General features: G+C 64.2%; 26 protein-coding genes and 3 pseudogenes. 10 read left to right on the top strand and 19 right to left on the bottom strand.

Annotated elements, in window-relative coordinates:
- The 6 genes from mnhG to QM682_RS09345 are packed head-to-tail and all read right to left on the bottom strand — an operon-like array spanning nt 1 to nt 6,157.
- The gene (gene mnhG, locus QM682_RS09370) at nt 1–471 is read right to left on the bottom strand and encodes a monovalent cation/H(+) antiporter subunit G (RefSeq protein ID WP_415129031.1); all 471 of its coding nucleotides are present in this window, start codon (nt 469–471) and stop codon (nt 1–3) included.
- Complete coding sequence (locus QM682_RS09365; protein ID WP_415129030.1) at nt 468–749, bottom strand: K+/H+ antiporter subunit F; 282 nt, start codon at nt 747–749, stop codon at nt 468–470. Before QM682_RS09365 ends, mnhG begins: the two co-directional genes overlap by 4 nt.
- Complete coding sequence (locus tag QM682_RS09360) at nt 746–1,234, bottom strand: Na+/H+ antiporter subunit E (RefSeq protein WP_415129029.1); 489 nt, start codon at nt 1,232–1,234, stop codon at nt 746–748. The genes QM682_RS09365 and QM682_RS09360 overlap by 4 nt, the downstream gene beginning before the upstream one ends.
- The gene (locus tag QM682_RS09355; RefSeq protein ID WP_415129028.1) at nt 1,231–2,937 is read right to left on the bottom strand and encodes a monovalent cation/H+ antiporter subunit D; all 1,707 of its coding nucleotides are present in this window, start codon (nt 2,935–2,937) and stop codon (nt 1,231–1,233) included. The genes QM682_RS09360 and QM682_RS09355 overlap by 4 nt, the downstream gene beginning before the upstream one ends.
- Nucleotides 2,934–3,278 carry a Na+/H+ antiporter subunit C gene (locus QM682_RS09350; protein WP_415129027.1) on the bottom strand — a complete coding sequence of 115 codons (345 nt, stop codon included), beginning with the start codon at nt 3,276–3,278 and terminating at the stop codon, nt 2,934–2,936. The genes QM682_RS09355 and QM682_RS09350 overlap by 4 nt, the downstream gene beginning before the upstream one ends.
- Nucleotides 3,278–6,157, bottom strand: a complete 2,880-nt coding sequence (locus tag QM682_RS09345; protein ID WP_415129026.1) for a monovalent cation/H+ antiporter subunit A — start codon at nt 6,155–6,157, stop codon at nt 3,278–3,280. The genes QM682_RS09350 and QM682_RS09345 overlap by 1 nt, the downstream gene beginning before the upstream one ends.
- A 348-nt stretch (nt 6,158–6,505) precedes the next feature.
- On the opposite strand from QM682_RS09345, the pseudogene QM682_RS09340 reads away from it, so the two are divergent.
- Nucleotides 6,506–6,745, top strand: a pseudogene (locus QM682_RS09340) (integrase core domain-containing protein); the annotation flags it as partial.
- Here the strand turns inward: QM682_RS09340 and QM682_RS09335 are convergent.
- Nucleotides 6,710–7,405: pseudogene (locus tag QM682_RS09335) on the bottom strand (transposase); the annotation flags it as partial. The pseudogenes QM682_RS09340 and QM682_RS09335 sit on opposite strands and share 36 nt — an antisense overlap.
- A gap of 72 nt (nt 7,406–7,477) precedes the next feature.
- On the opposite strand from QM682_RS09335, the pseudogene QM682_RS09330 reads away from it, so the two are divergent.
- Nucleotides 7,478–7,883 (top strand): annotated as a pseudogene (locus QM682_RS09330) (transposase); the annotation flags it as partial.
- A 158-nt stretch (nt 7,884–8,041) separates the two neighbouring features.
- On the opposite strand, the gene QM682_RS09325 reads toward QM682_RS09330, so the two are convergent.
- The 3 genes from QM682_RS09325 to QM682_RS09315 form a co-directional block, all read right to left on the bottom strand.
- A complete protein-coding gene (locus QM682_RS09325; RefSeq protein WP_415129025.1) occupies nt 8,042–8,218 on the bottom strand; it encodes a hypothetical protein in 177 nt (58 codons plus the stop codon).
- A 188-nt stretch (nt 8,219–8,406) separates the two neighbouring features.
- A complete protein-coding gene (locus QM682_RS09320; RefSeq protein WP_415129024.1) occupies nt 8,407–8,592 on the bottom strand; it encodes an entericidin A/B family lipoprotein in 186 nt (61 codons plus the stop codon).
- Nucleotides 8,593–8,849: 257 nt separating this feature from the next.
- A complete protein-coding gene (locus QM682_RS09315) occupies nt 8,850–8,987 on the bottom strand; it encodes an entericidin A/B family lipoprotein (RefSeq protein ID WP_415129137.1) in 138 nt (45 codons plus the stop codon).
- Between the two features lie 118 nt (nt 8,988–9,105).
- Here QM682_RS09315 and QM682_RS09310 point away from each other — a divergent pair, with 118 nt between their 5' ends.
- Nucleotides 9,106–9,417 (top strand): hypothetical protein, encoded by a 312-nt coding sequence (locus tag QM682_RS09310; RefSeq protein WP_415129023.1) that lies wholly within the window; start codon nt 9,106–9,108, stop codon nt 9,415–9,417.
- Here the strand turns inward: QM682_RS09310 and QM682_RS09305 are convergent.
- Nucleotides 9,414–10,184: an alpha/beta fold hydrolase gene (locus QM682_RS09305; protein WP_415129022.1), complete on the bottom strand. Its 771-nt coding sequence runs from the start codon at nt 10,182–10,184 to the stop codon at nt 9,414–9,416. The genes QM682_RS09310 and QM682_RS09305 overlap by 4 nt on opposite strands.
- Before the next feature lie 69 nt (nt 10,185–10,253).
- On the opposite strand from QM682_RS09305, the gene QM682_RS09300 reads away from it, so the two are divergent.
- Nucleotides 10,254–10,637, top strand: coding sequence for a hypothetical protein (locus QM682_RS09300; protein WP_415129020.1), 384 nt, complete (start codon nt 10,254–10,256; stop codon nt 10,635–10,637).
- Nucleotides 10,638–10,655: 18 nt separating this feature from the next.
- On the opposite strand, the gene glyA is transcribed toward QM682_RS09300, so the two are convergent.
- Nucleotides 10,656–11,936: a serine hydroxymethyltransferase gene (gene glyA, locus QM682_RS09295; RefSeq protein ID WP_415129019.1), complete on the bottom strand. Its 1,281-nt coding sequence runs from the start codon at nt 11,934–11,936 to the stop codon at nt 10,656–10,658.
- Nucleotides 11,937–12,097: 161 nt separating this feature from the next.
- Here glyA and QM682_RS09290 point away from each other — a divergent pair, with 161 nt between their 5' ends.
- From QM682_RS09290 to QM682_RS09280, 3 genes are all read left to right on the top strand, one after another.
- Nucleotides 12,098–12,847 carry an NAD kinase gene (locus tag QM682_RS09290; RefSeq protein WP_415129017.1) on the top strand — a complete coding sequence of 250 codons (750 nt, stop codon included), beginning with the start codon at nt 12,098–12,100 and terminating at the stop codon, nt 12,845–12,847.
- Nucleotides 12,848–12,879: 32 nt separating this feature from the next.
- The gene (locus tag QM682_RS09285; protein WP_415129015.1) at nt 12,880–14,475 is read left to right on the top strand and encodes a peptide chain release factor 3; all 1,596 of its coding nucleotides are present in this window, start codon (nt 12,880–12,882) and stop codon (nt 14,473–14,475) included.
- Between the two features lie 129 nt (nt 14,476–14,604).
- On the top strand, nt 14,605–15,300 hold the full coding sequence (locus QM682_RS09280) for a peptidoglycan peptidase (protein WP_415129013.1): 696 nt from the start codon (nt 14,605–14,607) through the stop codon (nt 15,298–15,300).
- A 62-nt stretch (nt 15,301–15,362) separates the two neighbouring features.
- On the opposite strand, the gene QM682_RS09275 is transcribed toward QM682_RS09280, so the two are convergent.
- Nucleotides 15,363–15,785, bottom strand: coding sequence for an OsmC family peroxiredoxin (locus QM682_RS09275; RefSeq protein ID WP_415129011.1), 423 nt, complete (start codon nt 15,783–15,785; stop codon nt 15,363–15,365).
- Between the two features lie 176 nt (nt 15,786–15,961).
- Nucleotides 15,962–17,098 (bottom strand): deoxyguanosinetriphosphate triphosphohydrolase, encoded by a 1,137-nt coding sequence (locus QM682_RS09270; RefSeq protein ID WP_415129009.1) that lies wholly within the window; start codon nt 17,096–17,098, stop codon nt 15,962–15,964.
- Nucleotides 17,099–17,171: 73 nt separating this feature from the next.
- Between QM682_RS09270 and QM682_RS09265 the strand changes: the two genes are divergently transcribed.
- On the top strand, nt 17,172–17,507 hold the full coding sequence (locus QM682_RS09265; RefSeq protein WP_415129007.1) for a HesB/IscA family protein: 336 nt from the start codon (nt 17,172–17,174) through the stop codon (nt 17,505–17,507).
- A gap of 38 nt (nt 17,508–17,545) precedes the next feature.
- Entirely contained in the window at nt 17,546–18,331 is a 786-nt protein-coding gene (gene xth / locus QM682_RS09260) for an exodeoxyribonuclease III (RefSeq protein ID WP_415129005.1), read from the top strand.
- Nucleotides 18,332–18,503: 172 nt separating this feature from the next.
- Here the strand turns inward: xth and QM682_RS09255 are convergent, their stop codons facing one another.
- The 3 genes from QM682_RS09255 to QM682_RS09245 form a co-directional block, all read right to left on the bottom strand.
- A complete protein-coding gene (locus QM682_RS09255) occupies nt 18,504–18,857 on the bottom strand; it encodes a hypothetical protein (RefSeq protein WP_415129003.1) in 354 nt (117 codons plus the stop codon).
- Between the two features lie 131 nt (nt 18,858–18,988).
- Nucleotides 18,989–20,845: an extracellular solute-binding protein gene (locus QM682_RS09250; RefSeq protein WP_415129001.1), complete on the bottom strand. Its 1,857-nt coding sequence runs from the start codon at nt 20,843–20,845 to the stop codon at nt 18,989–18,991.
- Nucleotides 20,846–21,115: 270 nt separating this feature from the next.
- Nucleotides 21,116–21,697, bottom strand: coding sequence for an outer membrane protein (locus tag QM682_RS09245; protein ID WP_415128999.1), 582 nt, complete (start codon nt 21,695–21,697; stop codon nt 21,116–21,118).
- Nucleotides 21,698–21,948: 251 nt separating this feature from the next.
- Here QM682_RS09245 and QM682_RS09240 point away from each other — a divergent pair, with 251 nt between their 5' ends.
- Nucleotides 21,949–22,731, top strand: a complete 783-nt coding sequence (locus QM682_RS09240; RefSeq protein WP_415128997.1) for a 3-hydroxybutyrate dehydrogenase — start codon at nt 21,949–21,951, stop codon at nt 22,729–22,731.
- Here QM682_RS09240 and QM682_RS09235 read toward each other — a convergent pair.
- Both QM682_RS09235 and QM682_RS09230 read right to left on the bottom strand, forming a co-directional pair.
- Complete coding sequence (locus QM682_RS09235) at nt 22,728–23,204, bottom strand: dihydrofolate reductase (RefSeq protein ID WP_415128995.1); 477 nt, start codon at nt 23,202–23,204, stop codon at nt 22,728–22,730. The two genes, QM682_RS09240 and QM682_RS09235, sit on opposite strands and share 4 nt — an antisense overlap.
- On the bottom strand, nt 23,201–24,016 hold the full coding sequence (locus QM682_RS09230; protein ID WP_415128993.1) for a thymidylate synthase: 816 nt from the start codon (nt 24,014–24,016) through the stop codon (nt 23,201–23,203). The genes QM682_RS09235 and QM682_RS09230 overlap by 4 nt, the downstream gene beginning before the upstream one ends.
- Between the last annotated feature and the right edge of the window lie 12 nt (nt 24,017–24,028).

Here is a 24,028-nt window from a genome sequence, read left to right as displayed (position 1 = left end):
CTAGGCCGGGTCCGGGCCCGCCTCGCGGCGTTCCTTGCCGGGGTCGGGCAGCAGGTTCGCGTCCAGCATCCCTTCGCCATATCCCGAGAGGTCGCGCGGGGTCGGCGGTTCGTCGACATGGGCGCGGGGCGGCACATGTTCGTCATGGCCAAGCTTGGCGTCGCGGTCGCGCCGCAGCGCCGCGCGCCCCAGCATCAGCAGAGAAATCGGCGTGGTGATCATCATGAAGATGCCGATGATGATTTCATGCACCACGGGCCGATCCTCAAGCAGCGAAAACATCGCCATCGAACCAAGCACGATCAGCAAGGTGCCATAGCTATAGGCCAGAGTCGGCGCATGCAGGCGCTGATAGAAGCTTTTCAGCCGCACCAGCCCCAGGCTGCCCAGAAGCGCCAGCGTGGCGCCGATCACCACGAAGATGGCGATCAGGATGGCGGCGATGGGGGGCAGGTCTTGCAGATGCTTCATTCGATCACCTCGCCCCGCATCAGGAACTTGGCGGCGCAGACGGTGGTGACGAAGCCCAGCACCGCGATGACCAGCGCGCCCTCGAAGAAGAAGACGTTGCCATTGCCCATGCCGATCAGCAGGAACAGCAGCATCGCGTTGATATACATCGTGTCCAGGCCCAGCACCCGGTCCTGGGCGCGGGGGCCGCGCAGCATCCGCCAGCAGGCCAGACCCAGCGCCAGGATCATCGCGATCTGCGCATAGGTCAGCGCGTATTCCAGGATCTGGGCGCTCATTCGAAGATCTCCATCAGCAGGGATTCGTAGCGGTCTTGGATCAGCTTCTGCCAGTCGTCGCCGCTGCGCAGGTCCAGCACATGCAACAGCAGGCGCCCGTTCTCGGCCTCGTATTCCAGCCAGGCGGTGCCGGGGGTCGATGTCAGGATGATCGCCAGCAGCGCCAGCGCGTTCTGGTCGCGCAGCCGCAACCTCAACTCGACGAAACCCGAGTGATAGGCGGGATGGTTCGGCCCCATCAGCAGCACCCGCGCGACCGAGATGTTGGACTTCATGATGTCCCAGGCGACGATGGCCATCAGCCTGGGGACTGCCGACAGGTGGCGCAGCCGGGGCTTTGCGGGATGCAGATGCGCGACCGACCAGCCCGCGACCAGCGCGATGGCGCTGCCCAGGACCAGGTGCCCGACCGAAAAGCTGGTCAGCAGCAACCACATCAGCACCAGGCTGGCCGAGATCAGCGGATGGGGCAGCCAGCGGCTCATTCGCTTTCCCCTCCATCGGTGGGCTTAAGGTTCTGGGCCGGTTCGCTGTCAAGCCGCGCGGCATCGCGCAAGACGGCCTCGCGATAGGTTCCGGCATCCAGCAAAGACAGGGCGGTGACGCGGGTATAGTTAAGCACCGCATCCGCCCGCACCGTCAGCATCAGAAGCATGCCCAGCAGCATGACCACCGGCGCGACCTCAAGCGCGAGGATGCGGGGCGGGGGGCCTTCCTCGGCCCAGAAGCGGCGGATGCCGAAGCGCATCAGCGCGATCATCGCCCCCAGCCCCGAAAGGATCAGCATGCCGACATAGATCCACAGGACCGCCGGCAGGTGGCCCGGCAGGGTGATGTTGTCGGCGATCACCCCGCGCAGGATGGCGAACTTGCCGATGAAGCTGGGCATGGGCGGCAGACCCGCCAACCCGGCCGCGATCATCGCGAAACAGACGCTCATGGTCAGCCAGGACACGGTGCGGCTGCTTGCCGGGGCGGGTGTGTCCTCTACGGTGTCAAGGCCCATGGGGGTCCATTCCCAGCGTTCGGCCAGTTCCACCGCGCTGTCGGCGGGGGCGGATTTGTCGTCCATCCCTTCGTCATCGCGCGAGACCGGCTCGGCCAGCAGGAAGAAGGCCGAGACGGCGGCGGTCGAACCGACCATATAGTAAAGTGCGCCGCCCAGAAGCTCGGCCCCGGCGCCGGCCTGGGTAAAGCCCACCGCCGCCAGCACCGTGCCCGAGCTGAGGATCGCCAGATAGCCGCCCTTGCGGCCCAGTTCCGGCGTGCCGAGCGCGCCCATCATCCCGAAGCCCATGGTCAGTATGCCGCCCACGATCAGCAGCGGCGCGCCGAAACCCGCCGATGTCCCGGCGTCGGGGCCAAGGATCAGAAGCGCCAGCCGCAGGATCACATAGACCCCCACCTTGGTCATGACCGCCATGATCGCGGCGGCCGGCGCCGAGGCGGCGGAATAGGTCGAAGGCAGCCAGAAGCACAGCGGCCACATCGCCGCCTTGATCAGGAAGGCCATGCCCAGGAAGCCCGCGGCGGCGTGGAACATCAGCCGGGGAGGGCCCTCGAACCCATGCACGGCGCGGGCGATATCGGCCATGTTCAGCGTGCCCGTGGTGCCATAGACCAGCGCCACCCCGATCAGGAAGAACAGCGATGCCGCCAGGTTGATCGCGATGTAGTGCAGCCCGGCCTTGATCCGCTCGGGTCCCGAGCCGTGCAGCATCAGCCCGTAACTGGCCGCGAGCATCACCTCGAAGAAGACGAAAAGGTTGAACAGGTCTCCGGTCAGGAAGGCGCCGTTGACGCCGGCCAGCAGGAACTGGAACATGCTGTGATAATGCTGGCCCTTGCCGTGCCAGCCCGCCGCCGCATAGATCAGCGAGGGCGCGGCCAGAAGCGCGGTCAGCATCACCATCATCGCCGAGAGCCGGTCCAGAACCAGGATGATCCCCACCGGCACCGGCCAGTCGCCCAGCCGATAGATCTGGACCAGCGCTTGCTGGTCCTGGCTCATTGCCTTGGCGTCGTTCATCAACTCGACCGAGCAGGCGAACATCAGCGCCACCGCGACAAGGCCCAGCAGCAGCTTCGTCTGGCGGCTGCGGTCGTTGTAGAACAGCATGATCGCCCCCGCGACCAGCGGGATCAGGATCGGGGCGATGATCAGGTGATTGGGCAGCGCGCCGTTCATTGGCCCTGCTCCCGCCCGTCGACATGATCGGTTCCGGTCACGCTGCGCGCCGCGATCATCACCACCAGAAACAGCGCCGTGGTGGCGAAGCTGATGACGATGGCGGTCAGCACCAGCGCCTGGGGCATCGGATCTGCATAGGCGGTCGGATCGACGAAGCCGCCCTTGGGCATGATCGGCGCCGCGCTGACGTAAAGCCGCCCCATCGAGAAGATGAAAAGGTTCACCCCATAGGCCAGCAGGCACAGCCCGACGATGACCTGATAGCTGCGTGGCCGCAACAGCAGCCAGACGCCCGAGCCGGTAAGAACCCCGATGGCCAGCGCAAGGATCAGTTCCATCAGCCTTTCTCCTCCTCCGGCTCGGTCGGGCGTGCGCGGGGGGCAACGCGCAGCGATTGGTGCGCGATCGCGATCAGCATCAGCACGATGGCGCCCACCACCAGCGAGAACACCCCCACGTCGAAGAGCATCGCGGTCGAGGCGGGCACCTTTCCGATCATCGGCAGTTCGATATATTGGTAATGCGTGGTCAGGAAGGGCACGCCGAATATCCAAGACCCCGCGCCCACGGCCGCCGCGACGCAAAGGCCGGTCGCCATCCAGCGCACCGGCAGGATGGTCAGCCGCGCCTCGACCCAGCGCACATTCGCGGCGACATATTGCAGCAGCAGGCCAAGCGCCAGCGTGACGCCCGCGGCAAAGCCGCCGCCGGGCAGGTCATGGCCGCGGAAGAAAAGATAGGCCGAAAGCGTGATGATCGGCGCGAACATCCATTGCATCAACACGGCGGGAATAAAGAGATACGCCTCCAGCGCCTGCTCCTCGGCCTCAAGCTGCGGGCGCGGACGCTCGACGCTTTCGGGCGCGGGACGGAAGCGGCGCAGCAGCGAATAGACGGTCAGCCCCACGATGGCCAGAACCGTGATCTCGCCGAAGGTGTCGAAGGCGCGGAAATCTACCAGGATCACGTTGACGACGTTGGTGCCGCCGCCCTCGACATAGGAGTGGCGCAGGAACCAGTCGCCGACCGAAGTGCCGGGCTTGGTCAGCAGCACCGCCAGCGCGATCGAGGTCATGCCGATTCCGCATGTGACCGCGATGCCCAGATCGCGCAGCCGGCGCAGGCGTGGGCGCAGCTTTTGGTCGCCGGGGATCTCCTCGTTGCGTTTGGGTAGCCAGCGCATGCCCAAAAGCAGCAGCGCCGTGGTCGCGATCTCGACCAGAAGCTGGGTCACGGCAAGGTCGGGCGCGGACAGCCAGACGAAGGTGGCGCAGGTCACCAGCCCCGCCCCCCCCAGCAGGATCAGCGCGGCGAAGCGGTGATATTTCGCCTGCCAGGCCGCGCCGATGGCGCAGGCGCCGCCGATGATCCACATCAGCCCGAAAACCAGTTCCGAGGAGGTGATCCGGGGCAGCGGAATGGTCCATTCCAGCGGCTCCAGCGTGAACCAGGCCGCCGCCATTCCCATCAGGACCAGCGCGCGAAGCTGCGGTTGCAAGCCGTTCGCGCTGCCCCAGCGCAGCAGCACCTTGGGCAGGGTCTTGGTCAGGAATTGCAGCAGCCAGTCGAAGGCGCGGCCGAAGTTCAGCGCGCGCATCAGGCGGGTGCCTTCCTCGCCCTGGTCGATCCAGCGGCGCGGCAGCAGATAGATCAGCAGGCCCAGCGTCATCGCGATCAGCGACATGTAAAGCGCCGGCGTCAGCCCGTGCCAGATCTTGAGGCTGAAATAGGGCAGTTCCGGCCCCAGGACGGCGATCGAGGCGCTTTTCAGCGCGTCGCCCAGCACCGCCTGGGGCAGGATGCCGATGGCCAGGCAGATCGCCGCCAGCAGCGCCACCGGCAGCCGCATCAAGCTGGGCGGCTCATGCGGTTGATGCGGCAGGTCGGTGGCTTCGGGACCGAAGAACACCTTCAGGATGAAGCGCAGCGAATAGGCCGCGCTGAACGCGCCCGCCAGCACCGCGACATAGGGCGCGGCATTGTCCAGCGGCGTGCCGTTGTTCCAGACATAGGTTGCCTCGAAGAACATCTCCTTCGACAGGAACCCGTTCATCAGCGGCACACCCGCCATCGCCGCCGAGGCGATGATCGCCAGCGCCGCCGTGATCGGCATGCCGCGTGCCAGCCCCGACAGGCGGCGCATGTCGCGCGTGCCGGTCTCGTGGTCGATGATGCCGGCGGCCATGAAGAGCGAGGCCTTGAAGACCGCATGGTTCACGATGTGAAAGATCGCGGCGATCAGCGCCAGCGGCGTGCCGATCCCGGCCAGCGCCGTGATCAACCCCAGATGGCTGATCGTCGAATAGGCCAGCAGGCCCTTGAGGTCATGCTTGAAAAGCGCGACGAAAGCGCCCAGCAGCAGGGTGGTCAACCCGACCCCGGTGACGATCTGGAACCAGATATCCGTGCCGCCAAGCGCGGGATGAAAGCGCAGCAGCAGGAACACCCCGGCCTTCACCATCGTCGCGGAATGCAGATAGGACGACACGGGCGTCGGCGCCGCCATCGCGTTCGGCAGCCAGAAATGGAACGGGAATTGCGCCGATTTGGTGAAGGCGCCCAGCAGGAACAGGATCAGGATCACCGGATAAAGCGGATGCTTGGTGATGACCGCACCCGCCGCCAGCACGTCCTCAAGCTGGTAGCTGCCGACGATCTGGCCCAGAAGGATCATCGCGACCAGCAGGCAAAGTCCGCCCGAGGCCGTCACGACCAGCGCCATCCGCGCCCCGTCCCGCGCGTCCTGACGATGGAACCAATAGCCGATCAGCAGGAACGAGACCAGGCTGGTCAGCTCCCAGAAGACCACCAGCATGATGATGTTGCCCGAAAGGATCAGCCCCGCCATCGCGCCCGCGAAGGCCAGCAGGCAGGAATAAAGCCTGGGCACCGCCTCGTCCGGCCCCATGTAATAGCGCGCGTAAAGCAGGACCAGCATCCCGATCCCTGAGACCAGGACCATGAAAATCCAGGCGAACCCGTCGATGCGGAAGGTCAGGTCCAACCCGACGGAACTGGCCCAGGTAATGGTGCCGACGATCCGCCCGCCTTCCGTGACCGAAGGGTAGAGCACGCTCAGGATACCCAGCATGGTGGCCATGGTCAGGCCCGCCAGCCAGGTCTCGGCATTGCGCGATCCGACCTGAAGCGTGGCCGCCAGAATCGCCGAGACGAATGGCGTCAGAACAAGCAAGAGCAACAGGTTCTGTTCGACCATTGGTTCCTTCACCGCTTGGGAGATTGCGCCTCCATCATAGATGTCGTGGGCGCGCAATGACAACCGACTGAATCGTGAAAAGCACGAGGATGCGGGGAAATTCAATTAATTGTCATGACATGCGGCGGGATGAATGCAATCCGCGATGCCGCGCGGTCCTGCGGTTGCCGCGCTGACAGGATACCATAGTCTTGGCGCCGCCGCCGACGGCTGTATCGTAAACGGCACCTCTTTCGGCGCGGCGCTGCTGACCTGCCCCCTGGCCATCCCTCGTTCATAGCGAGAGTCCTTGGGGTTGTGTGCTGTTCCCCAACCTTGGACCGCCGCGAGTTGGAGTTTCGCGGCTGAACGAACGGCCAGGTCGAACGGGTGAACCGCACGATCAAAGAGGCGACCGCCAAGCGGTTCCATTACGAAACCCATGAGCAGTTGCGCACCCACCTGACGGACTTCATGGCGGCCTACAACTTAGCGCGCAGACTCAAGACCCTCGGCGGTCTCACGCCCTACGAATACATCTGCAAAATCTGGACTTCAGAGCCAGGCAGATTCATCCTGAACCCGATCCACCAGATGACGGGAATGAACAACCAGGTTCGGTGCCCCCGGCACGGCCGATTCCTCGGGCTTCTCGCGTTTGCACCGTCGCCCTGGCTTGATCCGCGGGTTCAGCTCCAGCTCGCGGTAGATCCGGTGGACCCGCTTGTGGTTGCAGGCGTGCCCCTTCACGTTCCGCAGGCGCAGGAAGCACAAGCCGAAACCCCAGGTCTGGAGGATACAGGTCTGGAGGATATTGGTCAGCCCGACCGGCGGATCGGCAATCATCTCGTCGTCGCCCATCGGGCTGTAACGGCAGCAGGTCTCGCTGACCCCGAACGCCCGGCAGGCCAGCGCGATGCCAACCCCCTTCGTCGCCACCGCCTTCTCGGCCGGCTCGCGGCGCTGAACTGGCCGCGTCACCTCTTTCCCAGGGCCTCCCGGAGCAAGTCAGCCTGCATGCCGAGATCGGCAGACATGCGTTTCAACCGCCGGATCTCGTCCTCCAGGGCCGTTCGCGGTTCTCTCGAACCAATGGCGTTCACCGCTCACTCTGGCTCATCATGAACGCATCCATCCCGCGATACCTGGCTGGCGTGCCATTTGCAAAACGTCGCGTAGCTGATCCCGTGCGCGCGGCACAGCCTGCCCGCCCTCGGCCGGACACAGCACGCCCATGATCTGGGCTTCGCTGAAACGGCTCTTCTTCATCGGAACCTCCTCGTCCATCTTGCCCAGAAAATTCTACCTCCGCAGCCCCTTAACCATCGGGAGGATGACTGACTGATCGGGCGGACGAAGGGAGGCATAAACACTAAGTTCCATTCCGTCGCCGATGCCAAGGGCCGTCCGATCCGTTTCTTCATGACCGCCGGTCAGGTCAGCGACTAGACCAGAGCGGCGGCGTTGCTGGGGCATTTGCCCGCAGCAGACTGGCTGCTGGCAGATCGCGGTTGCGATGCCGGCTGGTTCCGCGAAGCCCTGCGAAGAAACGGGATCAAGCCCTGTGTTCCCGGCGGAAACTCACGCGGCAAACCCGTCAAATATGACAAGCACCGATACAAATACCGCAACCCGATCAAGATCATGTTTAGCAGGTTCAGGACTGGTGCAGGGTCGCTGCCCGCTATGACAGATCCCCCAAGTCTTTCTCTCCGCCCTCGCCGCAACCGTCCTGTGCTGGCTATGAACCAAGAACAAGTCCTGACCGGAGCGGTCGCCGACGCATCAGAGGCTTTTGACAGGCATTCCTACAATATAAATATGAAGAAACCTTCCACCGTGCAGGCGGGGGCAAGGTGATGTCCGTCGATCAACCTGCGCTCGGCTTTGGGAAGCCTTTCGGTTTCAGCGTTTCTTCCCGCCTGGAAACCACATCGCCATATAAGCGTCGATGCAGGATTTTTGCCAATCCTGTATCATCTGCCGCTGAGCCTTCTGCATCTCGGCCATCATCTGGCCCCGCGCGGGGGCCATGACGCTGTTCGCGGCCGAGAGCCAGGCGCTCATCCAGGGGTTCTTCATCGGTGCCTCCTTGGGATCATCCTTCTGTCAGGCCAATGCGCCAGCCTGCCAGAGGTTCCGAGGAACCATTTTCAGGCAAAAACCGATTCGAGCAAAGCCCAAGACGCCGGGCCTTGCCTGATGACCGAAGCAGATCTTCGGCATGCCTTTCAGCCGGGCAGGGGCAAACCACCCTGACCATCTTTGGTTCAATAGGGCTGTGGGGTCGCCGCCGGAGGCGTATAGCTGCCGCCGATCTGGGTCTGGCTGTTCGCCGCCTGCTCGGTCAACAGCGCGCCCGCGCTTTGCATGTCGCGGCCCGCGCCCTGCATCGTTTCACAAGCCGAGACCATGGTCGCGGCGATCAGCATGGCCCAAGGAAGAATCCTGCGCATCATCTGTCCCTTTTTCTTGTCTGTTGTTTGATCGCGGAAACTAGTGCAGCTTTTCGCCGGCTCAAGCACACGGATGCGCGAGCGGGGCTGGGATTGCTGTTATCGGCGGAAAATCGCTCAAGTTTCAAGGCTTAGCGTCGTCGGGGCCAAGCGGCCAGGAACGATGCCGTCGCTCCCGAGGCTTGGTATTTTCGCGCGGCAAGCCGGACATGACAAGGGCGGCTGGAAAGTGCCGCCCTTGTCGCCGGGATGGGGTTTTACATCCCCTCGGCCTGAACCTTGCGGCTCTCCTGGCTGACGGCCTGGCCGGCCGCCTGCATGTCGCGGCCGGCACCCTGCACTGTCTCGCAGGCGGCGAGGGCCAGCAGGGCAAGAATCGGCGTCAGTTTCAGCATCCGGCGCATTGGAAATTCTCCTGAAAAACATGTGGTTCGCCTTTTCAACGCCAGTTTGTCCGGCTGGGTTCCGAGGCGCGTTAGGAATTGCTTAACCCTTTCGCGTGATCCTGAGCGCATGCGCGATCTGCTGATTCTTCCGCTTCTTCTACTGGCTGGCTGCGCCTCTCCCGCGCCGGTCTTCATGGGCGCCACCCGCCATGACGTGACGCTGGACGGCATCCGCTTCGCGGTCTTTCACAAGGAAAACGAGGCCGAGGTGATCCGGCTGGGCTATCTTGCGCGAAAGCAAAGGGTTCCGGTGCCCGAACTGATGATGCGCGCGGCCGCGCAGGCGACCGGCTGCCGCGCCATCCCGAACAGCGCCGTGACCCGCATCCCCGGCGACACGGGCGAGGCGTGGATCTTGCTGGACTGCCGGCGGCCTTAGCCGAAAAACCGCGCGACCCGTTCCGCCACGTCCTGCGGGCGGTCGGCATGCAGCCAATGCCCGGCGCCGGCCATGAAACGGATCTCGGCCTGGGGGAAATAGTCGCGGATCGCCTGGACTTGCGGGCTGCGGCAATAATCCGAATCCGCCCCGGCCAGAAACAGCGCGGGCCCCGAGAATCCGGCCTTGGTCACCCCTTCGGGCCAGCCGACGAGCCTGGCCATCTGGTCGCGCAGGGCGGTCAGGTTGAATTTCCAGCGCGGCGGCTGGGCCTTCAGGTCCAGCGATTGCAGCAGGAAGGCGCGCACGCCCGGCTCGGGGATATGCGCGGCCAGCAGCGCATCCGCCTGCGAGCGCAGGCGGATGGCGGACAGGTCCACCGCCTCAAGCGCGTCGATCAGATGCGCCTGGCTGTGCTCATAGGCAAAAGGGGCAATGTCCAGAACGGCTAGGCGGCGGACGCGTTGCGGCTGGGTCAGCGCCAGCATCATCGCGGCCTTGCCGCCCATGGAATGGCCCAGGACATCGGCGTGCCCCCCCTGCGCGGCGATCACCTTGCCCAGATCACGGGCCAGCGCGGGGTAGGAATGATCCGGGTCATGCGGGCTGTCGCCGTGATTGCGCATGTCCACGCTGATGACCCGGCGCGTCTCGGCCAGGCGGCGGGCCAGGCCGCCAAGGTTGCGCCCCGATCCAAGCAGGCCATGCGCCAGAAGCACGGGCGGCGCGTTTGAATCCTCTCCGATCATGGTGGTTTGCAGCATCATGGTCCGAACCTATCCCGACTGGCGAAGCCGCGCCAGAGCCGTTAGCCTGGGCGGAAAAAGGAATGCGCGATGGGCATCGAAAAGATCAGGCCGATGGCCGATGAGGTGGCAAGTCTGATGGCCGCCCGCTTTGGCGGGGTGAAGCGCGGCCATGCCCCCGAATTGCAGGCGATGTTGCGCAAGCGGGGCGGGGCTTTGCCGCGAAGGCTGCGGCGGCAGGCGCAGATGATGGTCCAGGCCGAGCGGATGTCGGGTCAGCCCAAGCTGGCGAGGCAGGTGGATCTGGAGCGGCTGGAGCGGGCGCATAAGGCGCTGACGGCCTATTTGCGGCCCTTGGGCCAGAGCGACAGGCTGCGGGGCGGGACGGTCAGTGTCGCGGCGAGCATCCTTTTCGGACTGATGCTGCTGGCGGCAATCATCCTGTGGCTGGTAAGGGCACGCGGGCTGATCTGACCCGCGCGCCCGGCCGGCTTACATTCCGGCGTAAAGCGGGAATTTCGCGCAAAGCGCCTCGACCTCGGCCTTCACCTTGGCCTCGACTTCGGCATTGCCGGCCTCGCCATTGGCGGCAAGGCCATCGACGACCTCGACGATCCAGCGGGCGATCTGGCGGAACTCCTCTTCGCCGAAGCCGCGCGTCGTGCCGGCGGGTGCGCCCAGGCGGATGCCCGAGGTCACGAAGGGCTTTTCGGGATCAAAAGGCACGCCGTTCTTGTTGCAGGTGATATGCGCCCGGCCAAGCGCCGCCTCGGTCGCTTTGCCGGTCACGCCTTTCGGGCGCAGGTCCGCGAGGCACAGGTGGTTGTCGGTGCCGCCCGACACGATGTCGATGCCGCCCTTCATCAGCTCGTCGGCCATGGCCTGGGCGTTCCTGACGACCTGCGCGGCATAGTCCTTGAACTCGGGGCGCAGCGCCTCGCCGAAGGCGACGGCCTTGGCGGCGATCACATGCATCAACGGACCGCCCTGAAGGCCGGGGAACACCGCCGAGTTGATCTTTTTCGCGATGTCGGCGTCGTTCGTCAGCACCATGCCGCCGCGCGGGCCGCGCAGGGATTTATGCGTCGTCGTGGTCACGACATGGGCGTGCGGCAGCGGCGAGGGGTGCTGCCCGCCCGCGACCAGGCCGGCGATATGGGCCATGTCCACCATCAGCCAGGCGCCGACCTCATCCGCGATCTTGCGGAACTCGGCCCAGTCCCAGATGCGGGAATAAGCGGTGCCGCCCGCGACGATCAGCTTGGGCTTGTGCTCATGCGCGCTGCGGCGGATCTCCTCCATGTCCAGCAACTGGTCCTGCTTGCGCACGCCATAGCTGACGACGTTGAACCATTTGCCCGACATGTTCACCGGCGAGCCATGCGTCAGGTGGCCACCCGAATTCAGGTCCAGGCCCATGAAGGTGTCGCCCGGTTGCAGCAGCGCCAGGAACACGGCCTGGTTCATCTGGCTGCCGCTGTTGGGCTGGACGTTGGCGAAGCCGCAGCCGAACAGTTGCTTCGCCCGTTCGATCGCCAGCGTTTCCACGATATCGACATATTGGCAGCCGCCGTAATAGCGCTTGCCGGGATAGCCTTCGGCATATTTGTTGGTCAGGACCGAGCCCTGCGCCTCCAGCACGGCTTTCGAGACGATGTTCTCGCTGGCGATCAACTCGATCTCGTCGCGCTGGCGGCCAAGCTCCTTGCGGATCGCGCCGAAGACATCGGCGTCGCGGCTTTCAAGGGTCTCGGTGAAGAATCCGGTGTCCATGCTGTGGTCCTTGTGCGGAAGCGGCTTGGCGGCCTTCTAGCGCCTTTCTGGACAGCCCGCTAGGACGGATGCGACGGGGGCGCGGTAGATGGCGGCGCGGCGGATCCTGTCCGGCTGTCCTTCGGGCTTGCGTCTGCCCGGCCTCGCGCCATGATGGCGGCATGAAAATGCATTTCATCTCAAGCAGCACCGAGGCCGCCTCGACCGCCGCCGACGAGCTTTCGGACCGCTATGGCCATGTTCCTCTGCGCGAGGCAGAGGTGATCGTGGCGCTTGGCGGCGACGGGCTGATGCTGTCGGTCATGCATCAGAACCGGGGCCTGCCGGTCTATGGCATGAACCGGGGCACCGTGGGCTTCATGATGAACGCCTTCCAGGCCGACGATTTGCCCGAGCGTATCGCCGCGGCCGAGGAAACGGTGGTGAACCCGCTTGCCATGACCGCAGGCACCACCGATGGACATGAGCATTGCGCGCTGGCGATCAACGAAGTCAGCCTGCTGCGCGCCGGGCCGCAGGCCGCGCGGCTGCGCATCAGCGTGAACGGCCGCGTGCGCATGGAGGAGCTGGTCTGCGACGGCGCGCTTTTGTGCACGCCAGCGGGTTCGACCGCCTACAACTATTCGGCCAATGGCCCGATCCTGCCGCTGGGAACGGACGTGCTGGCCCTGACCGCCATCGCGGCCTTCCGGCCCCGGCGCTGGCGCGGCGCGATCCTGCCCAGCAACGCCACCTTGCGGTTCGACGTGCTGGATCCCGGCAAGCGCCCGGTGATGGCCGACGCCGATTCGCGCGGGGTCAATTCCGTCCTGTGGGTCGAGATCCGGTCCGAGACCTCGATCCGCCACCGCCTGCTGTTCGATCCCGGCCACGGGCTGGACGAACGCCTGATGCGCGAACAATTCGTTTGAGGCCGCGGGCGGGGCAGGGTAAAGCGCGGGGCATGAGCAACGCCCCGATCCTTCCGCCCGAAATCGCCCGCCGCCGGACCTTCGCGATCATCTCGCACCCGGATGCCGGCAAGACCACCCTGACCGAGAAGTTCCTGCTGTTCGGCGGCGCGATCCAGATGGCCGGCCAGGTCCGCGCCAAGGGCGAGGCGCGGCGCACGCGCTCGGACTTCATGAAGATGGAGCAGGACCGGGGCATCTCGGTCTCGGCCTCGGCCATGTCCTTCGAATTCGGCGAGTATCGCTTTAACCTGGTAGATACCCCCGGCCACAGCGATTTTTCCGAGGATACCTATCGCACCCTGACGGCGGTGGATGCGGCGATCATGGTGATCGACGGGGCCAAGGGCGTGGAAAGCCAGACCCGCAAGCTGTTCGAGGTCTGCCGGCTGCGCGACCTGCCGATCCTGACCTTCTGCAACAAGATGGACCGCGAATCCCGCGACACGTTCGAGATCATCGACGAGATCCAGGAAAACCTGGCCATCGACGTGGCGCCGGTGTCCTGGCCCATCGGCATGGGTCGCGACTTCATTGGCGCCTATGACCTGCTCAACGACCGGCTTGAGATCATGGACCGCGCCGACCGCAACAAGGTCGCCGAAACCGTGCAGATCACCGGATTGGACGACCCCCGCCTGGCCGACCACGTGCCGGCCGAACAGTTGGAAAAGCTGCGCGAGGAACTTGAGATGGCGCGCGAACTGCTGCCCGCCTTCGACCGCAAGGCGTTCCTGGAAGGGCACATGACCCCGATCTGGTTCGGCAGCGCCATCAACAGCTTCGGCGTCAAGGAGCTGATGACCGGCATCGGCGAATACGGCCCCGAACCGCAACCGCAGACCGCGGCCGAGCGTCAAATTTCCCCGGATGAAAAGCCGGTGACCGGCTTCGTCTTCAAGGTGCAGGCGAACATGGACCCCAAGCACCGCGACCGGGTGGCCTTCGTGCGGCTGGCCTCGGGGCATTTCCAGCGCGGCATGAAGCTTTTGCATGTGCGGTCGAAAAAGCCGATGGCGGTGTCGAACCCGGTGCTGTTCCTGGCCGCCGACCGCGAACTGGCCGAGGAAGCCTGGGCTGGCGACATCATCGGCATCCCGAACCACGGCCAGTTGCGCATCGGTGACGCGCTGACCGAGGGCGAGGCGCTGCGCTTTACCGGCATCCCCAGCTTCGCGCCCGAGCTTTTGCAGACCGTGCGCGCGGGCGATCCGATGAAGGCCAAGCATCTGGAAAAGGCGCTGATGCAATTCGCCGAAGAGGGCGCGGCCAAGGTGTTCAAGCCGATGATCGGCTCGGGCTTCATCGTGGGCGTCGTGGGCGCGCTGCAATTCGAGGTGCTGGCCAGCCGGATCGAGATCGAATACGGCCTGCCGGTGCGCTTTGAATCCAGCCAGTTCACCAGCGCCCGCTGGGTCGCGGGGCCCAAGGACAAGGTGGATGCCTTCGCCCAAGCCAACAAGGGCCATATGGCGCAGGACCATGACGGCGATCTGGTCTATCTGACCCGGCTGCAATGGGACATCGACCGCGTGCAGCGCGATCATCCCGAGTTGAAGCTGACGGCGACGAAAGAGATGATGGTTTAGGGGTGGGCGCATGGGGGGCCGCATCATGCCTGTGTCATCCTCTCACGACGTGAAAGGCGCGAAAAACGCGCAATGAAGGATCGGCGGCAGACCCGGAAGTCAACTCGGGGAGAGCTTTCAGCGAAGCGCATGATTTGGGCTATCTCGACGGTCTTGTCGTTCTGCCCGCCAGCGTCGGCAGATGATTTCGTGGCCTCGGTCGAGGAGGTCAAGCCGGAATATGCCGCGCTCATGGCGGAAGCCGCTTGGGACTGGCGCCCAGGCGATCTGATATTCATGAATGGCTTGAACGATTTCGATGACTTGCTCCAACAGGCCGAAGGCGGACGATGGGCGTCCGTCGGCATCCTGCGGCCCTCAAGCGGTGGCCCTCGTGTCGTATTCGTCGATGGCGAGGAGGGCGTGAGCGAGCGTATGCTCTACGAGTTGACGGATGTTCGATCCGACGATGAATATGCCGTCTATCGGGTGAAAGGCGCGAACGGCGAGGGCCTTGGACTGCTGACCAATTACGTCCTGCTCTCGGCCTATGGCAGTCCGTTCGATAATCTGATGCTTTTCGGAAATGGCCGCTTCTACGGCACTGAATTGCCCTTCGAAGCCGCGATGAGCGAGGGGTATGTCCTTGCGGAGCCGCGAAAGCTTGGCGACTTCACCGATCTGGACAGCCCGTTGGCCAACGCCCTCCTTTCCGACTGGAAGGCGCATCCCTATTGCATCGCGGCCCTGTCGCGCGAGGACTGCTGGCTTGAGGTGCGGAATATAGCGGTCGTTACACCGGGCGCCCTTCTCTTGTCGGAAAAGCTTGAACGGGTCTACCCCTGACCGTTGCCTCGCCCTCCAATGCAGTCCGATGAGGCGCGATCAGGGATTGCACCTCAAGGAACTCAAACTACCGTCAGATCCAGCGTGATCTCGGCATTCAGCACCTTGCTGACCGGACAGCCCTTTTCGGCCTTGCGGGCGCATTCCTCTATCACCGCCTTGTCGCCCTGGCCCAAGACCTTCGCCGTCAGATGCGCGGTCTTGATGGCAAAGCCGTCGCCCTCCTTGTCCAGTCCGATCCTCGATGTGGTCTCGATCGTCACATCGGTGATCCCGGCCTTTTCTAGGATCCCTGACAGCGCCATGCTGAAACATGCCGCATGGGCCGCGCCGATCAGTTCCTCGGGGTTGGTGCCGGTCTCGCCCTCGAAACGTGCCCTGAACCCATAGGGCAGATCGCTCAATGCGCCGGATCCGGTCGAGACCGCGCCCCGGCCGTCCCTGAGCCCGCCTTGCCATCTGGCCAAGCCGTAATTGCTGATCATGGAACCCTCCTTGCAGGTTGTCCGCCTCTCAACGCAGTCCAGCGCAAGGCGGTTCATTCCGCCCCAGCCTTCCGCGCCCAGTCTTTCTTGCCCAAATATCCCGGGGGAACGCCTGGCAGGCCCCATTGAGGGGCCTGCCAGGCGTGGGGGCGGAGCCCCCGTCCGAAAATCCCACGCTAACCCAGCAACCGCTCGGCCTCCTGGATGGCGAAGCGGTCGGTCATGCCGGCGACATAGTCCAGGACCACCCGTGCCCGCGCGGTTTCGTCCCCGGCGCCCTCGGCGGCGTGAAACCAATGCTCGGGCATTTTCGAGGGATCGTTCAGGAACAGCGGAAACAGCCCGTTCAGCATCTGGGTCACGCGTTTGCGCTCGACCACCACGCTGGGCGCCCGATACATGCGGGTGAACAGAAACAGCTTGATCGCCTTGAGGTTTTGATAGAGCGGCTTCGAAAAGCGGATGATCGGCCCCTCCATCGCCCGGATGTCCTGGGCGCATTGCGGCTTCAGGCCGGTCAGGCGGTTCTGGGCCACGGCGATCACATCCTCGACCATCACACCGAAGACCCGTCGCAGCGCCTCATGTCGCCGCCGCATCGGGTCCAGGCCCGGATGCAGATGGTCCACCCGCGCGAAAGCCTCGCCGATCACCGGCAGTTCCGCCAGATCAGCCTCGGTGAACAGGCCCGCGCGCAGGCCGTCATGCAGGTCATGATGGTTATAGGCCACGTCATCGGCGACGGCGGCGACCTGGGCTTCGGCGCTGGCATTCGTGTGCAGTTCCAGATTCCATTCCGCATTCACCTCGGCCAGGGCATAGGGCAGTTCGCCGGTGACGGGGCCGTTATGCTTGGCGATGCCCTCAAGGCTTTCCCAGGTCAGGTTCAGACCGTCGAAATCGGCGTAATGCCGTTCCAGCCTGGTCACGATCCGCAGTGCCTGGGCGTTGTGATCGAACCCGCCATAGGGCGCCATCAGCACCGCCAGCGCATCCTCGCCGGTATGGCCGAAGGGCGGATGGCCCAGGTCATGCGCCAGGGCCACGGTCTCGGCCAGATCGGCATTCAGGCCAAGCACGCCTGAAATCGTCCGCGCCACCTGGGCCACCTCGATCGTATGGGTCAGGCGGGTGCGGTAATAATCCCCCTCATGCTCGACGAAAACCTGGGTCTTGTGTTTCAGCCGCCGAAAGGCCGAGGCATGGATGATCCTGTCGCGGTCGCGCTGCCAGGGGCTGCGGAATGTGGACATGCGCTCGGGCCAGCGGCGGCCGCGGCTTTCTTCGGGCTGGCAGGCATAGGGAGCCGTCATTCGGTTGCATTCCTTGCGAGGTCTTGTCGCGAAGCCTATATTCCACGGCAGAAGACGAAAACGGGAACGCCCCATGAACCTCGCCCTTAACCTGCCCCCCAAGGTCACCGAACGCGCTTTCGCGCGCCTGGCCGAGATCAATGCCGACGGCCCCGCCCGGCCTTTGCGTGTGGCGGTCGCGGGCGGCGGCTGCTCGGGGTTCCAATACGACATCCGCCTGGACGAGCCGGCCAAGGATGATCTGCTGCTGCAAGGTGGCGGGCAGACCGTGGTGGTGGACCCGGTTTCGCTGCCCTTTCTGGCGGGAGCCGTGATCGACTTCACGGATGAGTTGATCGGCGCCCGCTTCGTGATCGAGAATCCGAATGCCACTTCGTCCTGCGGCTGCGGCACCAGCTTCTCGATCTGATCTGGCCTCGCGCGGAGCGGGCGGCTAATCTTGCTTCCATGAAAATCGCAAGCTTCAATATCAACGGCATTCGTGCCCGGATCGAGACCCTGACGGGCTGGCTGGCCCATGCCAGGCCCGATGTCGTGGTTCTGCAAGAGATCAAGACCCAGGACGAGGGCTTTCCGGCCGAGCCCATCCTGGATCTGGGCTATCAATTGGCCACGCATGGACAAAAAGGCTTCAACGGCGTGGCGATCCTGTCGCGCTTGCCGCTGGAGGACGTGACGCGGGGCCTGCCCGGAGACGAGACCGACGAGCAGGCCCGCTATATCGAGGCGACAGTCGTGGGTCATCGCGCGGTGCGGGTGGCGGGGCTCTACCTGCCCAACGGGAATCCGCAGCCAGGGCCGAAATTCGACTATAAACTCGCCTGGATGAAGCGCCTGCGCACCCGCGCCCGCGAATTGCGCCAGTTGGAACTGCCCACGGTAATGCTGGGCGACTACAACGTCATCCCCGAGCCGCGCGATGCCGCCCATCCCGAGAAATGGACGGATGATGCCCTGTTCCAGCCCGAAAGCCGCGCGGCCTTCCGGCGCATCCTGCACGATGGCTGGATCGACGCGGTGCGGCTGCGCGCCCCGGATGCCACGCGCGGCCCCTTCACCTTCTGGGACTATCAGGCGGGTGCCTGGCAGCGCGACAATGGTATCCGCATCGACCATGTGCTGCTGTCGCCTCAGGCGGCAGACCTGCTGATCGATCTGGGGATAGACAGGGAAGAGCGGGCCAAGGACAAACCCAGCGACCATGTGCCGGTCTGGGTCGATCTCGACGCCTGAAACCGAGCGCTTCAGGCTTCTTTCTTGCTCAAATATCCCGGGGGAACGCCAGGCCGGCCCCATTGAGGGGCCGACCTGGCGTGGGGGCAGAGCCCCCGCGCCGCCTCAGCCGCCCGCACGTCGAATCCTCGGCGGGGGACAAGTTCCGCATGGTCCGGTTCTGTGCCGGCTTTCAACGCGAATCGTTCAGATCGCCGTCGCCCCTGACCTCGTCATCATCGCCGAAGCGGGCATCGTCGTCATATTCGTCTTCGCCCTCGCCGACAAATTTCGCCGACAGCGCGATGGAGTGGCCGTCATGCACGGGGTCCATCACCACGTCCGAAGGGATCTCTCCGGCCAGCCACTCGCGGATCTCGTCCTTGGTTTCGGCGATTTCCTGGCCGGTCACTTCCGAGATATACTTGATGAAGGCGCGCTGATCGCCGTCGATCTCGTCAAGATCGTCCTCTTCCGCCTCGGGCCATTTCTCGGTGATCACCTCGTAGAAGGCGGGCCAATTGGCCTGAACATTGCTCCAGCGCATCAATACCCCCTTCCGCCGACACCCCCCTGCACCATGCGGGAGACGCCGGTGATATCCTCGCCGACGCCGGCGACGGTGTTGCATCCGGCCAACGCCAGAAAGGCTGCGAGGGTTGCGATCCTGATCACGAGTTACTTCCTTTCCTCAAACCACCATGTTTCCGGCATGAAGCCGGGCCAGTCCCCGTAAAGCGGCGTTCTTTCGGGATAATGCAGGTTCGCCCGATGCGCCAAGCGCGAAATCGGCGAAAAACTTACCGGAATCACATAGCGCCCCGCAATCAGGATGCGGTCCAGCGCATGCACGGCCGCCAGGTAGTCGTCGCGGTCGCGCGCATTGACCATCTCGCGGATCATCGCCTCGGCGGCGGGCACGTTCATGCCCATCCAGTTCTTGCTGCCCGGCGCCTCCACCCCGGCATGGCCCCAGTAAAGCATCTGTTCATTGCCCGGAGAGAGGCTTAGACCGCGCTCATACCAGGTCATATCGAACTGGTAATTGTTCGTCCGCTCGACATATTGCGCGGGATCAAGCAGCGTGACCTGCGGGCGGATGCCCAGGTTACGCAGACTTTCGACGAAGATATTGACGATCTGGCGCGTCTCGGCGCTGCTGCGCATGGCGCTGCCGGACTGGTTCAGCAGGATCTCGAAGCCGAAGGGCCGGTCTTCGGCATCGCGCAATTGCCCGTCCCGCACGGTCCAGCCGGCCTCGGCCAGCAGGTTCAGCGCGGCGTGGATGCCTTTGCGGTCGATGGCACGATCGCCTCCGGGGGGCAGGACATAGCCTTCCAGCGTGCCGGGGGCCAGATCGGCGCGGAAGGGTGCCAGAAGTTCCGCCTCGCGCCCCGTCGCGGGGCCGGGGGACATGGCAAGCTCGGAGTTCGAGAAATAACTGGTGATGCGCGGATCGGTGCCGCCCGACAGAGTCAGGTTCATGAAACGATAGTTGAACGCCTCGATCATCGCCTGGCGCACCCGCCAATCGGCGAAGATCGGGTTTCGCGTGTTCATCACCAGGCCCATGATCCCCGAGGGGCGCTGGTTCGGGATCTCGGACTTGACGACGCGGCCGTCGCGGATGGCGGGAAAGTCGAAATCCCGCGCCCAGCGGGCGGCGACAAGCTCGCGCCAGGCATCCGTCTCGCCGGCCTTGAAGGCTTCGAACATGGCCGAGGCATCCGCGAAATAATCATAGCGCAGCGTGTCGAAATTGTTCAGCCCCCGGTTCACCGCCAGATCGCGGCCCCAGTAATCGGGATTGCGCCGAAAGGTGATCGAGCGGCCGGGGTCCACGCGGTCGATGACGTAAGGCCCCGAGCCGATGGGCGGCACCAAGCTGGACTGCGCGAAATCGCGGTCCTGCCACTGCGCTTTTTTCAGGATCGGGCGCAGGCCCATCAGCAGGGCAAGTTCGCGGTCCGGGGTGTTGAAGGTGAAGCGGACCGAGCGGGGGCCGGTCTGTTCCATCTTCGCGACCTTCGCCCAGGTCGTGGTATAGCGCGGATGGCCCTTGGTCCCCAGCGTCTGATAGGACCACATCACATCCTCGATGGTGACGGGCGAGCCGTCCGAGAAACGGGCCTCGGGGCGCAGGGTGAACTGCACCCATGTCCGGTCGGGATCGGTCTCGACGCTTTCGGCCAGAAGGCCGTAAAGCGTGAAAGGCTCGTCAAGCGAGCGCATCATCAGCGGCTCGGCCAGAAGGCCCGGCTGGGTGAAGATCGGCCAGACCGGGTTTCCCATCAGGATCCAAGGGTTGAGCGAATCGAAGCTGCCTGTCTCGGCAAGGCGAATCGCGCCGCCTTTCGGCGCCTCGGGATTGGCGTAGGGCAGGTGGTCGAGCCGCGCATCAAGCGCAGGTTCTCCATACATTGCAATGGCATGCATCGGCTCGGCAGGGCTTGCCAGCGGCATCGTTGCAACACACACGCAAAGCGCGAAGGCCCGCCAGATCGCGGATTCGTTAAGAATTTTGAAGAATCGCATGCTCGATGGCCCTGATTTCCGGGTCGCGGATTTTGTTGTCTCGCAGATTAGCGGCCCGTTCACCACGACGCAAACTTACCCGTTGGACTCTGCTTGGGAAAAGCGTATAGATAATCCACTGCTCGATAGGTTTCTTGCCTGTATGAAACCTGCCTCATGACTTGCGCCCGCCTTGTGCGGGCGTTTTTTTTTGGCCCCGCTCTCAGTCTCTTGCGGATATGAAAACGCCCCCGGAAAGACCGGGGGCGCGCTTGACGGAAACGGGCGGGATCAGAAGCGATACGAGGCGCGGATCTGCACCAGGTTGGTATCCAGATCCAGGTTGTCCACGTTCTCGACATCCTTGAAGTCGTTGCGGCTGTATTCGGCGCCGACCGAGAACTGCTCGGTGACCTTGTAATCGGCGCCAAGGCCATAGGTCAGGCCGGTTTCCGAAAGGTCGCCGCCCTTGATATGCGCGGCGCCCAGCGTGACATAGGGCAGGAAGCGGCCCAGGTCGTAGCCGGCGCGGGCGCGGGCGCGCCACAGGTCGCCATCCTCGCTATTGTCGAAGTCAAGCTTGTTGTAGTCGATCTCGCCGCCGGCGACGAACTGGCCGAAATCATGCAGATAGCCGGCATGCAGACCATAGGCGTTGAAATCTTCCTTGGCCTCGTCGCCGTCGAATTTCAGTTTGGCGTCGCCCTTGCCGTATTGCAGACCGGCATAGAAGCCCGTCCAGTCGCTTTCCGGCGCGATGACGACCGGCGCAGCGGCGACCGGGGCCTCCACGACGGGGGCCGCGTAACCACCAGCATGGGCGGCCGAAGCGGCGGTGGTCAGGGCGAGTGCTGCGTAAGCTGCGATTTTCATGATATGTCTCGATAGTGTTGAGATAGGAGACCGCCTGCATATCACCCCCGGCACAAAGCGAAAGCCACCTCCCGAAAGCGTGAAACTTCGTGCGCTAATTATGGCCGACAAGTCATTGTGATAGCACATTTTTGTGACCCATTTCGGTCCTGCGCAGGGCTGTCGTGCGGGAACTTTGGTCGCCGGATGCTCTTGTTTTGGCGTGGCGTTTTTTCCATTCTGCGCTGGAAAATATCATACGGAGATGGGCGATGTTTCAGAAGTTCCTAAGCGGTAAGACGGCGGTGGTAACCGGGTCGAATTCCGGCATCGGGCTGGGCGTGGCGATCGAACTGGCCAAGGCGGGGGCCGATCTGGTGCTGAACAGCTTTACCGACCGGGACGAGGATCACGCCCTGGCCGCGCGGCTGGCCGATGAGCATGGCATCCAGGTCCGCTATATCGCGGCCGACATGTCCAAAGCCGAGGATTGCCGCGCCCTGATCCAGAAGGCGGGGGCTTGCGACATCCTGGTCAACAACGCTGGCATCCAGCATGTCGCGCCCATTCCCGACTTTCCGGTCGAGAAATGGAACGCGATCATCGCGATCAACCTGAGTTCGGCCTTTCACACCACCGCCGCCGCGTTGCCGATCATGCGCGAGGCGGGCTGGGGGCGCATTATCAACATCGCCTCGGCCCATGGCCTGACCGCCAGCCCGTTCAAGTCGGCCTATGTCGCGGCCAAGCATGGCGTGGTCGGCTTTACCAAGGTCACCGCGCTTGAGACGGCCCGCGAAAAGATCACCTGCAACGCCATCTGTCCCGGCTATGTGCTGACGCCGCTGGTCGAGGCGCAGATCCCCGACCAGATGAAGACCCATGGCATGACCCGCGACGAGGTGATCGAGAAGGTGATGCTGGAGCGCCAGCCCTCGAAAACCTTCGCCACGGTCGAGGAACTGGGCGGCACCACGGTTTTTCTGTGTTCGGCCGCAGCCGATCAGATCACCGGGACGACCATCTCGGTCGATGGCGGCTGGACGGCGCTTTAGCGGCGCAGAAGCTCGCGAAAGACGCAGGCGGGGCCGTCGCATTCGATGCCGCGGCGGTCCAGTTCGCGCCAGTCGCGTTCGGCGAAATCGGGAAAGAAGGCGTCGGCATCCGGGATGGTCAGGTCCACCTCGGTGATCAGCAGGCGGTCGGCAAGGTCCAGCATCTCGCGATAGATCGCCTCGCCGCCGATGCCGTAGATGCGGGCATGGCCCTGGGCGCGGGCCAGCGCGATGCCCTCGCCGATGCTGCCGACCACATGCGGCGCCAGCGTCCTGTCCCGCGAGACGACGATGTTCAGGCGGTTCTTCAGCGGCTTTACCGGCAGGCTGTCCCAGGTGCGGCGGCCCATCAGGATCGCGCCGCCCAATGTCTCGCGCTGGAACAGCTTCAGATCCTCCGGGATGTGCCAGGGGATGCGGTTGGCCTTGCCGATGGCGCCGTTGCGCGCCCGCGCCGCGATCAGCGAGATCATACCGCAACCGGCGCCTTGATCGCGGGCGCGGGATCGTAATCCAGAAATTCGAAATCCTCGAAGCGGAAATCAAAGATCGACTCGACCTGCCGGGCGATCCGCAGCCGGGGCAGGGGACGGGGTTCGCGCGCAAGCTGGGTCTGAACCTGGTCCAGATGGTTCAGGTAGATATGCGCGTCGCCCATGGTGTGGATGAAGTCGCCGGGCGCGTATCCCGTCACATGGGCCAGCATATGCGTCAGCAGCGCATAAGAGGCGATGTTGAACGGCACCCCCAGGAACATGTCGGCCGAGCGCTGATACAGTTGCAGCGACAGCCGCCCGTCCTGCACCCGCACCTGCCACAGCGTATGGCAGGGGGGCAGGGCCATCTGGTCCACCTCTCCGGGGTTCCAGGCCGAGACGATCAGCCGGCGCGAATCCGGCGTCTTGCGGATGCGTTCGACCAGTTCGGCGATCTGGTCCACCTCGCCCACGACCACGCGGCCATCCTGTTCGCGGATGGTCGGGAAATGCCGCCATTGATGGCCATAGACCGGCCCCAGATCGCCGCTTTCATCCGCCCATTCGTTCCAGATCGAGACGCCGTTTTCCTGAAGATAACGGATGTTCGTGTCGCCCGACAGGAACCACAGCAATTCGTGGACGATGGATTTCAGGTGCAGCTTTTTCGTCGTGACCAGCGGAAAGCCGTCAGCCAGCGGATAACGGCATTGCATCCCGAAATGCGAGATGGTGCCCGTTCCGGTCCGGTCGGTCGAACGGCTGCCCCGGTCCAGCACCAGGCGCAAGGCGTCGAGATATTGGCGCATGTCGGCCCCTTT

It is taken from the genome of Paracoccus sp. (in: a-proteobacteria) (genome assembly GCF_047605025.1).
Classification (GTDB): Bacteria; Pseudomonadota; Alphaproteobacteria; order Rhodobacterales; family Rhodobacteraceae; genus Paracoccus.
The sequence above is the reverse complement of the archived record's forward strand: the minus strand, read 5'-3'. Positions and strand labels throughout refer to the sequence as shown.

What these genes read in the sequence shown, in the direction of transcription:
- mnhG (WP_415129031.1), bottom strand. Translation starts at nt 471, where the DNA reads ATGAAGCATCTGCAAGACCTGCCCCCCATCGCCGCCATCCTGATCGCC.
- QM682_RS09365 (WP_415129030.1), bottom strand. Translation starts at nt 749, where the DNA reads ATGAGCGCCCAGATCCTGGAATACGCGCTGACCTATGCGCAGATCGCG.
- QM682_RS09360 (WP_415129029.1), bottom strand. Translation starts at nt 1,234, where the DNA reads ATGAGCCGCTGGCTGCCCCATCCGCTGATCTCGGCCAGCCTGGTGCTG.
- QM682_RS09355 (WP_415129028.1), bottom strand. Translation starts at nt 2,937, where the DNA reads ATGAACGGCGCGCTGCCCAATCACCTGATCATCGCCCCGATCCTGATC.
- QM682_RS09350 (WP_415129027.1), bottom strand. Translation starts at nt 3,278, where the DNA reads ATGGAACTGATCCTTGCGCTGGCCATCGGGGTTCTTACCGGCTCGGGC.
- QM682_RS09345 (WP_415129026.1), bottom strand. Translation starts at nt 6,157, where the DNA reads ATGGTCGAACAGAACCTGTTGCTCTTGCTTGTTCTGACGCCATTCGTC.
- QM682_RS09325 (WP_415129025.1), bottom strand. Translation starts at nt 8,218, where the DNA reads ATGAAGAACCCCTGGATGAGCGCCTGGCTCTCGGCCGCGAACAGCGTC.
- QM682_RS09320 (WP_415129024.1), bottom strand. Translation starts at nt 8,592, where the DNA reads ATGCGCAGGATTCTTCCTTGGGCCATGCTGATCGCCGCGACCATGGTC.
- QM682_RS09315 (WP_415129137.1), bottom strand. Translation starts at nt 8,987, where the DNA reads ATGCTGAAACTGACGCCGATTCTTGCCCTGCTGGCCCTCGCCGCCTGC.
- QM682_RS09310 (WP_415129023.1), top strand. Translation starts at nt 9,106, where the DNA reads ATGCGCGATCTGCTGATTCTTCCGCTTCTTCTACTGGCTGGCTGCGCC.
- QM682_RS09305 (WP_415129022.1), bottom strand. Translation starts at nt 10,184, where the DNA reads ATGATGCTGCAAACCACCATGATCGGAGAGGATTCAAACGCGCCGCCC.
- QM682_RS09300 (WP_415129020.1), top strand. Translation starts at nt 10,254, where the DNA reads ATGGGCATCGAAAAGATCAGGCCGATGGCCGATGAGGTGGCAAGTCTG.
- glyA (WP_415129019.1), bottom strand. Translation starts at nt 11,936, where the DNA reads ATGGACACCGGATTCTTCACCGAGACCCTTGAAAGCCGCGACGCCGAT.
- QM682_RS09290 (WP_415129017.1), top strand. Translation starts at nt 12,098, where the DNA reads ATGAAAATGCATTTCATCTCAAGCAGCACCGAGGCCGCCTCGACCGCC.
- QM682_RS09285 (WP_415129015.1), top strand. Translation starts at nt 12,880, where the DNA reads ATGAGCAACGCCCCGATCCTTCCGCCCGAAATCGCCCGCCGCCGGACC.
- QM682_RS09280 (WP_415129013.1), top strand. Translation starts at nt 14,605, where the DNA reads ATGATTTGGGCTATCTCGACGGTCTTGTCGTTCTGCCCGCCAGCGTCG.
- QM682_RS09275 (WP_415129011.1), bottom strand. Translation starts at nt 15,785, where the DNA reads ATGATCAGCAATTACGGCTTGGCCAGATGGCAAGGCGGGCTCAGGGAC.
- QM682_RS09270 (WP_415129009.1), bottom strand. Translation starts at nt 17,098, where the DNA reads ATGACGGCTCCCTATGCCTGCCAGCCCGAAGAAAGCCGCGGCCGCCGC.
- QM682_RS09265 (WP_415129007.1), top strand. Translation starts at nt 17,172, where the DNA reads ATGAACCTCGCCCTTAACCTGCCCCCCAAGGTCACCGAACGCGCTTTC.
- xth (WP_415129005.1), top strand. Translation starts at nt 17,546, where the DNA reads ATGAAAATCGCAAGCTTCAATATCAACGGCATTCGTGCCCGGATCGAG.
- QM682_RS09255 (WP_415129003.1), bottom strand. Translation starts at nt 18,857, where the DNA reads ATGCGCTGGAGCAATGTTCAGGCCAATTGGCCCGCCTTCTACGAGGTG.
- QM682_RS09250 (WP_415129001.1), bottom strand. Translation starts at nt 20,845, where the DNA reads ATGCGATTCTTCAAAATTCTTAACGAATCCGCGATCTGGCGGGCCTTC.
- QM682_RS09245 (WP_415128999.1), bottom strand. Translation starts at nt 21,697, where the DNA reads ATGAAAATCGCAGCTTACGCAGCACTCGCCCTGACCACCGCCGCTTCG.
- QM682_RS09240 (WP_415128997.1), top strand. Translation starts at nt 21,949, where the DNA reads ATGTTTCAGAAGTTCCTAAGCGGTAAGACGGCGGTGGTAACCGGGTCG.
- QM682_RS09235 (WP_415128995.1), bottom strand. Translation starts at nt 23,204, where the DNA reads ATGATCTCGCTGATCGCGGCGCGGGCGCGCAACGGCGCCATCGGCAAG.
- QM682_RS09230 (WP_415128993.1), bottom strand. Translation starts at nt 24,016, where the DNA reads ATGCGCCAATATCTCGACGCCTTGCGCCTGGTGCTGGACCGGGGCAGC.